Raw genomic sequence first — 13,658 nt, forward strand, 5'->3', positions numbered from 1 at the left:
AGCGGTTAGAGAATATTCCGGACTGGGTGAAAAGTATCCCTGGTCATCAACGACAAGAAGCTTGCTTTGAAGCTTATGATGCATTTAACCGTGCCCAGAAAGATGGAGGGTCACCTCATTTCCTTGATTAAAGAATGATGCAGCTGTCTAGCTTGGTTAAAATCCAGGCTTCGGTTACTCAGGAACCATAGTTGAGTTACCCAAACTACAAAGTCATTTTGGGTTTTTGGAATATTTTCCAGTTTAGGGGCGTCGGTAGAGCCGTAAGTTGACGGTTGCACCGACGCAATTTTTTACCTTTTCTCAGCCTTGGTTCGGCTTAATTATTTCCGGCTTCTGGAATGGTGCGTCTAAATTCATCAATTAAATCATCCAGTTCTTCCAAGGCCTGATTGACATCAACTCGCAAAGTTCCCAGATTTGGTTGCTCTAGTAGACTCAGCAGGTACTCGCGTTTACTTTGAACTGCGGTAATTCGTTCTTTTATCGTCTGTAAATCCATTATTTTCTGCCAATCCTTAACTATCCTCAAGTTAAAGTTAACGCAAAAAGGCGTCAGGCTTGGGTTAACCCAACTCACTTCATGGATAAATCCTGCTGAAAGCTGGATCTGCTCTCTATTATCAAACAATCCCAATCCTTTTAGCCGTGGTATTGGCGAATATAGCCGATGATAGTAAGAATGATGTAGTGAACTACTCTGCCGTAAGACGGACAGAGCTTCCCCATTCATCGGGAATAGCCTCAAGGACTCCGTAGTTCTATTGGTCTGACATTCCCTCCAAGGGCAGGAGTCCTGGTTCCCAAGACCCAAATCTTTTCCTTGCAACACTTACCTATCAGCTTGGTTTTCGCTTACGGCATTGGTGGTCAAGAGATGAATATCTTACCAGAAAACCTGGGGATTCGTCATCCATCTGATATTTGTTTTTGCTGTGCAAAAAATCAATTCCAGATGCAATCCTCATCAAGAGCTCACAATCCCCACCTTATGAGTACATTGAAGGTGGGGACTTCCGCGTTCTATTAAAAATTTATACTATCCTCGGATTATGCTAGGCAAAATTTCTTTGGGAACACTTGGTTTAACCATCGGTGGCATATTAATCATCACGGGCTTCATTGCCTACGCTGCTGATAATGCCACTCTCAATCTTGTAGGCTTTTTTTACGGGTTTCCTCTATTTCTGGGAGGGCTGGCCCTCAAAGCCAATGAACTCAAGCCTATACCCTTTAGTCAAGCTACTACACCGTCAATTTTGGCACTGCGATCGCAGCAAGCCACTGTAACTCAAAATAGAATTCGCACAGACATCACGCGATTTTGCTACGGTCAAAAGGGTCATCTTGATAGGGCCCTTGATTACCTTGGTCTGAGTCCCACTGATGAGGAACGACCAATAGTCACTGGTTTACGAGAAACAGAAATAGATGGGGCTTATGCCTTAATTATAGAATTTGATTCACCACTGATACCAATTAATATTTGGCAGCAAAAGCAGGAGAAAATGACCAAATATTTTGCTCCTAAAGTGGAGGTGAAAATTACACAGCCAGATGAAGATAAAATTGAACTGACGCTGATTACTACTCCAGCAGCGTGATTAATCATTAGTCAATAGTCCTGTCATCATAACTATTGACTAATGATTAAAAAGTTACTTCTCTAAGCGTACTGCATACCATTGGAAATATTCTCCAGAGCCAATATCCAACTCACAACTAGTGTCGAGTAAATATTGTGCTTGAGTTTCTACTGCCGCAAATTTTTGCACATCCGGTGGTAAATCCTGAAGCTTGAGTTTTTCTAGAGTTTTTGTCAGCTTTTCTAATAACTCCGATGCCGTGAGAAATTGTTCTGGCTGGTTTGTTTCTAGAACTACAAAATTATCCTGCTGATACATTAATGGATCTGGCATTTAGTACTCTGGTAAATGTAAATAGCTTTGATTTACTCTCGATGTTTTGTCGTTAGAGGACAGATTGGTGTTTGACTCCCTTTCTTGGACTAATTTGCTTCAAGTTAAGTTATACCAAGATTTAGCATTAGCCATCTTCTAATTCTAGTAGAGGCAATCGCTCTACCTCGCCTAGATTGGTGTCAAAATTAACTTCTGAGCTAAAAAGTTAAGGTGTGCATTTGGAGTTTTCTGAAAAATTGTAATTTTACTTCACAAAATAGGGAAATATATAAGTATCATTGCCTACTTTCAGAGTAGTTTGATAAAAAGCTAATAACTGCCTTTGCGTTCTTAATAGATTGTCTATGCAACCTAGTCATCTACCGCTTGTTTGGCTCAAAATGATCGAGCAGTCTCTTGTCAGTAAACAGTTGATCGTGAAGAAAAACACACCTTGGGGGCAATTTCTGGCATTTGCTCAGGAGCGATCGCCTCAATGGAATTGCCTTCTTTTCTCTACGAGAGGCTGCGCCAACGAGAGGCTACGGGAACAGCACTGGGTGGAGCGCCATCGCCGCACTACCTTTTGTCACCAGACTCCCAAAAATCGCTGCTTAAATAAATTGTACACCCACAGATTGGCGCCACCAAACACTAAACCAACAGGTGAATCAGAAAGCCCTATCTCACCGATACTCTCATTTTCTGTGGAAGGCAACTCATGTCAGCCATAAGCCCATTCCCTGTTGGACAGCCACCCCCTCTGATTCTGGTGGCTGATGATGACAAGACAATGCGATTGCTGTTGCGTGAAGCTATGGAAAAAGAAGGCTATCGGGTAGTCGAGGTCACAGATGGTAAGCAATGTTTAGATGCTTACATGAGTGTCAAACCCGATATAGTTTTGCTAGATGCCGTGATGCCTGTGATGGATGGCTTTACCTGCTGTAAGCACTTAGCCAGGAATAATTTAATGTCGGCTCTCGCAACCTTTGATACTGATTCTGCCATAAGTAATACGGTGATATCTAAACTATGGGAACGCACTCCCATATTGATGATCACTAGCTTGAATGATGAATATTCAGTAGACCGGGCCTTTGAAGCAGGGGCAACCGATTACGTGACTAAGCCAATCCACTGGGCGGTGTTGCGTCAGAGATTGCGACGGTTGTTGCAACAAGCACAAGTATACAAACAGTTAGAGGCGGCAAATCAAGCTTTACAGCAGATGGCCAATGTAGATGCTTTAACTAATTTGGCTAATCGTCGCCGCTTTGACGATTATCTCAATACTCAGTGGATTAATTTAGCACAGGAGGAATTGCCCCTGTCGCTGATTTTGTGCGATATCGACTTTTTTAAATTTTACAACGATCAATATGGTCATCCGGCTGGGGATGTCTGCTTACAAAAGGTGGGTGCTGTTTTAAGTAGTAAGGCACAGAAAAATCAGGATTTAGTAGCCCGTTATGGGGGTGAAGAGTTTGCTGTGATTATGCCCAACACTAAAGCATTTGGGGCATTTTACGTTGCCGAAGCCATGCAAGCAGGAGTGAGCGGTTTGCAAATTGTTCATCAGCGGTCTCCAGTGAGTCAGTACGTCACCCTAAGTATGGGGGTGGCAACTATTGTACCTACTTGGGAAACCTCACCAATAGATTTGATTGTGGCGGCAGATAAGGCACTGTATCAAGCAAAAGAACAGGGGCGCAATCAGATTATCCTCAAGTAAGTAGGTAGGTGTAAATATTTATCGTTGGGATTAGGCAAGAGGCAAGAGGGTTTTAGACTATTTCAAATTTCTTTACACAGTTATCTTTATTTAAGCGTTTCTACTTAGTTCTTAGTAGTCAAAGAATTAATGACCAATGACCAATGACCAATGACTAATGACCAATGACTAATGACTAATGACCCTTCGGGTTCGCCAGTTGCTCATGGGGAGCCACTGCGTTGGACGGGTTCCCCGGCTTAAAGCACGTGGCGTGGAAACAAGACGGTTCTGCGCACTGGCTCACCAATGACCTGTTTGACCAATGACCAATGACTAATGACTAAGACGGATAAACTGGTAGCGTGAAGTGGAACCATGCGCCACCATTGGGGGCTGAGTCTACCCAAATTTGACCGTAATGTGCCCGGACAATGCGTTGGCATAAGCAAAGACCAATGCCATAACCATCTGTACCTTCATCACGTTTTAGGCGGAAGTGATTTTCAAAGATGCGATCGCGATTTTCTTGGGGAATACCAGGGCCAGTATCACCAATACTGAACTGAATTTTTTGGGTAGTCCGGTGTAGTCCAGCAACGCTAATTGTGCCCCCAGCAGGGGTATATTTAATGGCATTATCAAACAGATTTACCAGCACTTGGCGCATACGTTCTGGATCGGCATAGACACAGGGTAAGTCTTTGGGGATATCTGTTTCCAGCTTTTGAGATTTGGTGGTGTAGCGATCGCGCAATTGCTCGATTACATCCAGGCAGAGTTCGCCTAATTCCATCTTTTGCGGTGTGATGGGCAGTTCTGTATCTTTACCACGACCTACTTGCAAAAGATCAGCAATCATCCGATCAATTGTCCGAGTTTGGCTGCGGGCTTGTTTTAACAAATGCGCCGTCATCGCTGGTTTCAGCCGCTGAAATTCACCGGTATCTATATTGTAGTTAGATTGGAGAGTTTCTATCGCTATAGCCGCAGCCGTTAAAGGATTACGAAGGTCATGTGCTAGCATCGCAATCACTCGGTCTTTAAACTGTAGTTGTTCCTGAAGTTTCTCTTTTTCTTGTTTCAAGCGAAAAATTTCGTCAGAGAGTCTTATCAGTTCGGCAGAAGCAGCAACTGAGCGAATTGTCGATTTCGGTGATGTCACACGACTATTCTCATCTATCCGTTCCTGTAAGTCTTCCTGTAATTTCAAGAAAGTGTCTACAGTAGATTGCCAGCGAGGCCACCAAGTTTTTAATTGGGCAATAATATTACTCCCGGCTAGTACCTGCCGGGGTTCTGGGTGGATTTTAATCAAAGCGGGCGTTGCTACCAATTTAAAGTGTTCCGCTAAATGAGGTTGTTGCCCGACATCGATGATTTGAAGTTCAAAACTATACTCAGCCTCTAATTCCTTTAAGTAGGCACGTATTCGCTGAACCTGCTGTCGGGATTTTGGGCGTCCATCAATAAACAGCAACAGCTGGAGTGGAGCCTCAGAATAGATAGGCTGATCCTGGGAAACTTGCATGTAATCGTGTTTCAGCACTGGTAACAACCCGGCGACGCTTTACAGAAAGTAATATGAACTGATGACTGTAACTAGTCTCATTTTTTTTTATTTCAATTTAATATCTATTTTATATTTTAGATTTTTCCTACTCCTATCCGATCTACGTTTTTGACATGAGACAAATCTTTTTGGGACTTTTGCTCCCTTTTTCGCTAACTTCTACTCTCAGCAGCAGCCAAGGCCCGGAATATCACTTCCAATCTGACTTGAATCACAATCTAGCTTCAACATCAGTAGTTGAGCCTTTTTATACTACAGCAACTCGTCTAGTGCAGCAGCAGATGTATTTGATTGCTCGCCTAGAGATAGCGCTAACAGAACCAGACCCTAATAGAATGCGATCTGTCCGGGGGCAATTAACTATTCAGACCAAGTCTGTAGAAGGTTTTCTCCAACGCCAGTACTCAAGTCCTAAAACCTTGTGTACCCCAAGAGCCGACTCCTTGATCAACCTGTCTGCCTTACCAGTCCAGTTGACTGAGTCACAAGCACAAATTTACTGCTCTTTGTATGCTTCTAGCCAGGAATTGTTAAAACTTGCCCCAGTCATAGATCGGTTATTGTCTCGCCGGGGTGAATTAGCCTTAGTTAGACAGCTACCCCTAGTTAGTGGGGAGCGGCAATTTGAAATAGTGCTTCCCCTGGCGCCAGTCCAGCGTCCCAATCTCGGAAAACCAGCAACGCCTTTCTCTACAAGGGAACCGGATTTAACCTCATCCCCATTACCGATAGTTGGCAGAGGGACAAAGACAGCTATCGCTAACTATCAACCGCCCATGCAACCTGCGATCGCACCGCTAGAGGAAGCGCTCACTACTCTCAAAGCTGCCAAGAAACTCTTGAAGGCAGCACAGGTGGCATTTTCAAGAGAAACTCAATTTATAGATTCTCAGGAAACTGCTGCGACACTTGACCGCTTTGCTTACGACATCGATCCCCAAGAACCGCAAACCTACGCTAAATTTTTGGAGTTGTCGAACACGGGCATTTTCCGAGTTTTACCTGATTCAGCTTACCGTCGTCAGCCGAATACTCTCCAGAATCGATTACAAGCCAGCGTTAGCGGACGCTATCCTTTCCCCTCGTTAGGTGAGACAAAGGCAGGGTTTACTCCCAGTTTAGCACTTCAGGTGGTTGGTGATAACTTTGATTTAGTACATTCAGGAATAGATTACGGCTTCATGGTAGATGTGGGCAATTTACCTCTAGAAACATTGGATGGCAGCCTGCAAGCTGTTGCCTCACCAATGCGAGAATTTTTCCTCAACTACCAACCTCCCCAGCAGTTAGAAGCCTTACAAGTAGACCGACGGCGGTTCCTGACAGGCAAAGACCAAAATTGGCAGCAAAGTCAGGTGATTTTGGCTGGTGCGAAAGCCGAATTAAACCATACTTATATAGTGCGATCGCTACAATTCCAACTACCAGAGATCATTGTCAGCGGTCAACCAATTTCCCAGCAAAATAGCCGCTCTAGAGCACAATTAGGACAACTGCAAAGCAGCGATCTCATCCTCGCCTTCCGGCCTGTTCGTCGCCGCTCTGATGGCAGCTACACCATTCTTTGGCGAGTTCTCAATCAGTTACCCGCACCGCCCATCGAAGATTTAGAGAATTATGTGCCAGATTGAGTCTAAACCAATTTTAGATTGGGAATTGTGAACTACCCACACTCGGCGTAACAGTTAAATCTCGGCAGTCTGCGCTAGGGTAGGAATTGACACTCGATTTGTGATTTCCTGTGCTGCCCTATAAACGTCCAGCGGTCTTTTTGAGTTTGGCTGTTTTACTGTCTTCATTAACAGCCTGTGGTAACGGCCCAGTCGCCAAAAATCTGGAGCAGTCTTTGGCGGCAGATCCCAGACTGCAAAACAATCCTGTTGTTTTTGGGGAAGTTCAAGGTGAAAAACCCCTTGGACAACCAACTGAATCAACAGTTCAGTTACCAGCTGATTTTCCTAAAGATATCCCCCTATATCCCAATGCCAAACTTGAGGAAATTAAAAAAGCAACTGACTCAGAAAATAGAGTATCAACTCGTTGGCAGAGTTCTGACCCTAGCAATTTAATTGCCAGCTTTTACCGCAACCAGTTTCAGGCAAAGAACTGGCAGATTTTGCGACAGCCGACAGATGATGGAGGAGGCTCCTTTGAGGTGCGGCGCCAAGATTTGCTGTTGAAGGTTTCTATTCAGGCGAAATCAGTTACCACAGCCACAGCCAATCAACCACAAACATCTACTGAATTACTGCTTGAATATGTACCTAGTAGTACTGCCACCGCTCAACCTAACCCAACTCAAAATTCTCAGCTTCCCCAACCAGGTGATGCACAGTTTATTGGCCCGGTACCACCCGGCTCAAACTTAGCAACACAACCAACCACCACACCTGATAACCAAACAACCCTGACAGTTACATCTGAATCTCCAGAATTTAATGATTTAAACAAAGTGCCGCCAGAATGGCGTCAACACATCCAAGACTTAGCAGCATTAGGTATTTTCTCTCAAGATGCAAAGGCAACTAAAAATAACTTTGAACCCAGTAAAATCATTACCCACCGGGAATATGCCCATTGGCTAGTTGCTGCTAATAATGCGATGAATGCTAACAATCCAGCTAAACAAATTCGCTTGGCTCCAGAAAGCGCTCAACCAGCTTTTAGCGATGTGTCTGCAAAAGACCCGGATTTTGCCGCAATTCAGGGATTAGCTGAAGCTGGGTTAATTCCTAGTCTTTTGTCTGGAGATTCCACAGCCGTTTTGTTTCGTCCTGATGCACCCCTAACGCGGGAGCAGTTGCTACTGTGGAAATTACCCTTAGATACTCGTCAAGCCTTACCTGCTGCCAATTTAGATGCAGTTAAGCAAACTTGGGGTTTTCAAGATGTGGGAAAAATTGACCCCAAGGCATTACGCGCTGTGTTGGCTGATTTCCAGAATGGTGAACAATCGAATATTCGCCGGGTGTTTGGCTATACGACGCTGTTTCAACCCAAAAAACCCGTGACTCGCGCTGAAGCCGCAGCGGCTTTGTGGTACTTCGGTACTCAGGGTGAGGGGATATCGGCTGCTGAGGCTTTGAAGTTAAAGCGATAGCCTATTGCCTCTGGTTCATCGATAGTAGTTGGAGGGGCTGTTTGCCTACCCAACATATTTTTTAGCTGCCAGCTTTATCATTCCTTTGTAATACACCAGTCAATTATCAAGACTGAGTAAATATACGTTATAGTAATGAATTTATCTTACACATAACTGATTAATATTTTCCTAGAGAATAAATAAAATTACGTAAATAATCTGTACTTGTTTTGGCAATAACTACAAGACAATCTAGAGGTTTATCTACGTTCTCGATATTTATGATCTGTGAGACACAGCAAATATACTAAAAATTCCATAAACATGAAAAACCAAGTTGTAGCGGCAGGATTTGCCATCTTTTCGTTCATGTTGCCCCTAAAAGCGAATGCGGGGACTATTAGTCAAATATACGCTTTTGGCGACAGCCTGGTTGATAATGGCAATGCCTACGAGTTAACAGGCGGGGCTGTTCCCCCAAGCGAATACTACTATAACGGGCATTTTTCCAATGGCTCAGTTTGGGTGGAGTATCTCGCAAATCATCTAGGAATACAAGAAACCAACTATGCTTTTGGTGGTGCGACAACGGGAATTTATAACACCATCAAATTACCAACAGCACTCGGAACATTACCAGGGTTAACGCAACAAGTCCAGAGCTTTGTGGCAGATTACCCCCAAGCTGACGAGAACGCGCTGTATGTAGTATGGGCTGGTGCTAATGATTACCTTGGTGCTGGCGTGACAAATCCTCTGGAACCAGTGAATAATTTGGCAACTACAGTGGCAACACTTGCCTCTGTTGGCGCTAAAAATTTCTTGGTGGCTAATTTGCCTGATTTAGGTAATCTTCCTGCCACTAATGGGAGTCCTTATTCTGGTGGACTCAGCTACTTAACTGGACTTCATAATTCTGCTTTAAGTCAAACCCTGAATGCTTTGGATCAGCAGCAACCAAACCTCAACATTACCCTTTTCGATATTAATTCTTTACTTAGTCGAGCGATCGCCTCTCCGGCTGAATTTGGTTTCACTAATGTTACTGACTCTTGCTTCAACAGCGTTACTCAGACAATCTGTACTAACCCAAATGAATATATATTTTGGGACGCAATTCATCCCACAACATACACTTATAAAATAGTGGCAGGAGCTGCACTGGTGGCGGTTCCTGAACCCTCGCCAGCCTTGGGGATGTTGGCCCTTAGTGTTTTGGGTGCAACAGGAGTACTCAAGGGCAAACAAAAAAAAGTTACAGCTTACCCTAGCAAGTTTGGTTTTTGACCTTGATGTGGGATTACGAACAGTTATTTGAAATAATTGCCGAATTAGTCATGCACCATTCTCCTAGTGGTGTAGAGGCGGAGATTAACCAGTTACTGTTACAGCGATTTACAGCGCTGGGTGTGGAAGTTTGGTGCGATAGCGCTGATAATATTATTGCCAAGATTCCTGGCAAAAATCCTGAGGGTGCAATTGCCATTACCGCCCACAAAGACGAAATTGGCGCAATTGTCAAAACTGTAGGTGAAGCCGGCAAAGTTGAAGTCCGCAAGCTTGGCGGTTCTTACCCCTGGATTTACGGCGAAGGTGTCGTAGATTTACTCGGAGACAACGAAACAATCAGCGGTATTCTCAGCTTTGGTTCCCGCCATGTTTCCCACGAATCCCCCCAAAAAGCACAGCAAGAAGATACCGTTGTCAAGTGGGAAAATGCCTGGATTGAAACCAAGCTGACTACCGAGGAACTTGAAGCTGCTGGCATTCGACCGGGAACTAGAATGGTAGTCGGCAAGCATCGCAAGCAGCCAGTTAGATTAAAGGATCATATTGCCAGTTATACCCTGGATAATAAAGCCTCTGTGGCGATTCTGCTGGCATTAGCTCAAACTTTAAAACAGCCAGTTGTCGATGTATATTTAGTGGCGTCAGCTAAGGAAGAAGTAGGGGCTATTGGGGCGTTATTTTTTACTCAAAACCAGCGTTTAGATGCTTTGATAGCTTTAGAAATTTGTCCACTTTCCAGTGAATACCCAGTTAAAGATGGAAAAGATCCGGTAATTCTGGTTCAAGATGGCTATGGGATTTATGATGAAACCTTAAATGCACAACTGCGCCAAAGTGCCAAGCAACTAGATATGCCTGTGCAACTAACAACCTTGAGTGGGTTTGGTAGTGATGCCTCAATAGCGATGAAATTTGGTCATGTCTCCCGCGCGGCTTGCTTGGCATTTCCCACAGAAAACACCCACGGCTATGAAATTGCACATTTAGGTGCGATCGCCAATTGCATCGATTTATTAAAAGCCTACTGCGAAACTGACTTTGATTAGGCTGTAAATTATAGCAGTGGACAAAGCCCTTAGGACAAATCGGTGAAGTAATGACGAGTATTCCCTTCTTCTTTCATGCGGTTTAGATAAATTTACCAGAGTAAGTTATTTTTAGATGATTTTAACTTAGGTTATAGAAACTAGAAATTTTAGCTTTCTAATTTATTAATTACCTTTTAAATTATTATTTAACTTTTCTAAACGTGGTAATATCCATCTATTCTGCCAATATTCGATTAATTCATTTTTGGAGAAGTTTTTCCATTGTGGTATATTTGATTCTCCTAAAAGATATTCTTGCCAATTTGCCGCTAGTGGACAACTATAATATCCTCTTTTCCAACCAATGCTTACCATATCTTCTGAAAATCCTAATTCTCTAAGTCCTTTTTTTAAAACTCTCATTTTCCAATTTGAACCTTGACCAAATTTATAGGTATTAAAAAAATCTTCAGGAACAACTTGTTTAATTAATTCCCAACTTCCATTAGCTGTTATATGTAAATGACTTTGACCTTTTGTATAACCAAGAAATTTCCAATTCATTAAGCGATTATATATAGCAGATTTACCGAAAGCTCCTAAAGTATCTATATATAAAAGATGGGCTTGTTTGTTTTCCCCAGAAATGAGAGATATTTTATCTTTGTATTTATTATGAAAAACTTTTCTAACTTCTGGAAACATTAAGCATAAAGCAATTAATTTACCTCCAAGAATTAAATTATAAGGCGGTACTGCTCCTAAAATATAGGCTGTCATACAATTATATAATCTTTGTAACTTTTGTTCTTTTGTCCAACCAATATATTGATCTCTTATTCCTAAACCTATAACAGGATCACTCAATCCAAAAATACCAATTAACTTATGATTCTGTTCATCAAATACTAAAAAACGTATTCTCCGCCCATAACCAGTTGTAACAGGAATTGACCAAAAAGATGTAGCATAAGCCCAAAGTTCTCTTTGATTCGGAGTTTCAACAATTTCTAAGTAAGGATTAATTTGAATAATATCTATTTCTTCTGGTTTAGCTAAATAATCTTTGAATTTATCTTCATATTTTATCCCCCCTAAATTAGTATGTTGAGCCAACTGTTTTTGCATTGATTTTAAGTCACTAACAATTAGCTTTTTTGAATCAAAATCCAACTCAACACCATATTCTGCTAATTTGGCTAATAATTCTATTCTTACTCTATTTAATTTTTCAGGTTTCATGTTTAAAGTGTATTGTCATTAAATAAATCACCTTGAGATTGTTCTAGCAATTTATTAGCATCTTTAAATTGACTAAATTCTGTAAACATTTGAATGAATAAAGGAGAACCTGTAAAAGACAAAGGAGAAATGGGACCGAGAAACATAAAAGGATATTGTTTATTACTTTGAGGATCAACAAATGATTTATATAAGCTCAAAGCTTGTTTGTCACTAACTAATTCCTCAATTTGCCTGTATTCACTACCAGAGTTTAAACCATAACCGAAAGCATAAAGTCTAAGTTGTTGGATAATTTCTTTATGCAAAGATGCTATAGTTTGAGTGATAAACATATAGCCTAAACCATATTTTCTCGTTGTTCTTACACCATCAACAAAGCTTCTTGTTAAATTAGACATTTCACTGTTATCATCACTACCAAAGGAAGATTTAACAAATCTGTGAGCTTCATCAAGGCAGATTAAGCAATTTAGTTTTTTATCTTTCTTAAATGCTTCTTTGCCAGCATCTTTTAAAGTAATACTAATTTCTCTTAAAATTAAAGCTTTAATTTCTTCATTATCAGCAAAAGTTGTTCCTTCTCCTTGTATATCTAAAAAAACTATTGGTTTTTGTTCATCAGTAACCGAGCTTTGTATAATATGCCAGAGAGAACTTCTTTTATTTCCTTTACTATCATTTGTAAGAAACAAATCTAGTACAGGTTGCCAATTTTCTTCTTTAAGTCTTTCCAGTTCTCTATGCTCATTAATAAAATTATCAAGAGATTGCTCTAATCTTTCTTTTGGTTGTTTAGTAGCATATATTCTTTGTAAAGCGTTCCCATCATTCCTTAGTAAAGTTAATACATTTAATAGCAAATCACTAGGAGCATTTTTTAGCTCAATTTGGGGTTGCTGATTAGATAAAATATCTTTAATGATTCGAGCAACCTCTTGTGAAGCATATTCTTGATTATCTTTAGATTTATCGGGAATTCCGAGCTTTCTATAAAAACCTGCTTTTAGTAAAAGAGAGACAAATAAATTTACTGCATTATTTTTTGTACCTAATCTAATTTGATTAGTTAAACTATAAACTTCAACTTTTTTACCTAACCGTCTTAAAGAATCATGCAATTTAAAAGGTAAATCTGTATCACTAGCAAATTGATTTTGAGGATCAATAAAAATAATTCCCATATTGTTATGTCTAGCATAACCTAACAACATATAAGCAGCTAAACCGGATTTTCCTGAACCACTTTTACCAAAAACTCCGATGTGATAAGCTTCACCAGCACCGCCTTCTCCTCTATCAAAATGCTTCAACCAAAGGGGCATTTTTACATCAGTAGCATAAGCATGACCTAAATAAAGAATTTGATTTCTATATTGTTCTAAAAGTTTATCCAAAATTTCATCTCGAACTGAAAAAATAGGAGTACCTGTTGCCGGAGAAGTCCCTAATGTTCCTTCACTAATTTTGCCATCAGGTGCAATGCTAAAACAAGCTTGTACGTTCAATTTAGCCGTTCTTACATCAGCTTTTTCACTTAAATGTGGAAGTGAACCTCTACGTTTAATGATTCCTCTAAAGGTTAAATCTTCATGCCAACGATTTTTAGTTTCAATTTCGCTAATTTGTCCAATAACTACTAATTTTTCTTGTTCTTGTGGTTGCACAAGACAGACTAATTGTCCTAAATTTCTCCTTTTTTCGCTTTTTTGATTAATATCAAGAAGAATTTCTGTAGTATTACTTGGCGAACCAACACTACCAATGTTAAATTCATTTGAATGATCATTGAGTAAATCAAGTAAATTCATATTCTATCCTGAATATT

12 protein-coding genes are annotated in these 13,658 nt (G+C 41.0%); 7 read left to right on the forward strand and 5 right to left on the reverse strand.

Features of this window, described 5'->3' with window-relative positions:
• Nucleotides 1–319: 319 nt before the first annotated feature.
• A complete protein-coding gene (locus tag H6G32_RS24075) occupies nucleotides 320–502 on the reverse strand; it encodes a hypothetical protein (RefSeq protein WP_190462965.1) in 183 nt (60 codons plus the stop codon).
• A 550-nt stretch (nucleotides 503–1,052) separates the two neighbouring features.
• Between H6G32_RS24075 and H6G32_RS24080 the strand changes: the two genes are divergently transcribed.
• Nucleotides 1,053–1,604, forward strand: coding sequence for a DUF2854 domain-containing protein (locus tag H6G32_RS24080; protein WP_190462922.1), 552 nt, complete (start codon nucleotides 1,053–1,055; stop codon nucleotides 1,602–1,604).
• 54 nt (nucleotides 1,605–1,658) lie between these two features.
• Here the strand turns inward: H6G32_RS24080 and H6G32_RS24085 are convergent, their stop codons facing one another.
• Complete coding sequence (locus H6G32_RS24085; protein WP_190462924.1) at nucleotides 1,659–1,919, reverse strand: chlororespiratory reduction protein 7; 261 nt, start codon at nucleotides 1,917–1,919, stop codon at nucleotides 1,659–1,661.
• Between the two features lie 419 nt (nucleotides 1,920–2,338).
• Here H6G32_RS24085 and H6G32_RS24090 point away from each other — a divergent pair, with 419 nt between their 5' ends.
• Nucleotides 2,339–2,635 carry a hypothetical protein gene (locus H6G32_RS24090; RefSeq protein WP_190462925.1) on the forward strand — a complete coding sequence of 99 codons (297 nt, stop codon included), beginning with the start codon at nucleotides 2,339–2,341 and terminating at the stop codon, nucleotides 2,633–2,635.
• Nucleotides 2,623–3,636: a response regulator gene (locus H6G32_RS24095; protein ID WP_190462928.1), complete on the forward strand. Its 1,014-nt coding sequence runs from the start codon at nucleotides 2,623–2,625 to the stop codon at nucleotides 3,634–3,636. Before H6G32_RS24090 ends, H6G32_RS24095 begins: the two co-directional genes overlap by 13 nt.
• A gap of 322 nt (nucleotides 3,637–3,958) precedes the next feature.
• On the opposite strand, the gene H6G32_RS24100 is transcribed toward H6G32_RS24095, so the two are convergent.
• Entirely contained in the window at nucleotides 3,959–5,164 is a 1,206-nt protein-coding gene (locus H6G32_RS24100) for a histidine kinase (protein WP_190462930.1), read from the reverse strand.
• 137 nt (nucleotides 5,165–5,301) lie between these two features.
• On the opposite strand from H6G32_RS24100, the gene H6G32_RS24105 reads away from it, so the two are divergent.
• From H6G32_RS24105 to H6G32_RS24120, 4 genes are all read left to right on the forward strand, one after another.
• Nucleotides 5,302–6,819: a hypothetical protein gene (locus tag H6G32_RS24105; protein ID WP_190462932.1), complete on the forward strand. Its 1,518-nt coding sequence runs from the start codon at nucleotides 5,302–5,304 to the stop codon at nucleotides 6,817–6,819.
• 110 nt (nucleotides 6,820–6,929) lie between these two features.
• Nucleotides 6,930–8,288, forward strand: a complete 1,359-nt coding sequence (locus H6G32_RS24110) for an S-layer homology domain-containing protein (RefSeq protein WP_190462935.1) — start codon at nucleotides 6,930–6,932, stop codon at nucleotides 8,286–8,288.
• A gap of 306 nt (nucleotides 8,289–8,594) precedes the next feature.
• Nucleotides 8,595–9,557, forward strand: a complete 963-nt coding sequence (locus H6G32_RS24115) for an SGNH/GDSL hydrolase family protein (RefSeq protein WP_190462936.1) — start codon at nucleotides 8,595–8,597, stop codon at nucleotides 9,555–9,557.
• Between the two features lie 5 nt (nucleotides 9,558–9,562).
• Nucleotides 9,563–10,606, forward strand: coding sequence for a M42 family metallopeptidase (locus H6G32_RS24120; protein ID WP_190462967.1), 1,044 nt, complete (start codon nucleotides 9,563–9,565; stop codon nucleotides 10,604–10,606).
• 165 nt (nucleotides 10,607–10,771) lie between these two features.
• Here the strand turns inward: H6G32_RS24120 and H6G32_RS24125 are convergent, their stop codons facing one another.
• Together H6G32_RS24125 and H6G32_RS24130 are read right to left on the reverse strand one after the other, a co-directional pair.
• Nucleotides 10,772–11,830, reverse strand: a complete 1,059-nt coding sequence (locus H6G32_RS24125) for a Druantia anti-phage system protein DruA (RefSeq protein ID WP_190462937.1) — start codon at nucleotides 11,828–11,830, stop codon at nucleotides 10,772–10,774.
• A gap of 2 nt (nucleotides 11,831–11,832) precedes the next feature.
• The gene (locus tag H6G32_RS24130; RefSeq protein WP_190462939.1) at nucleotides 11,833–13,641 is read right to left on the reverse strand and encodes an ATP-binding protein; all 1,809 of its coding nucleotides are present in this window, start codon (nucleotides 13,639–13,641) and stop codon (nucleotides 11,833–11,835) included.
• Between the last annotated feature and the right edge of the window lie 17 nt (nucleotides 13,642–13,658).

This window comes from Cylindrospermum sp. FACHB-282 (assembly GCF_014697195.1).
GTDB lineage: Bacteria > Cyanobacteriota > Cyanobacteriia > Cyanobacteriales > Nostocaceae > Cylindrospermum.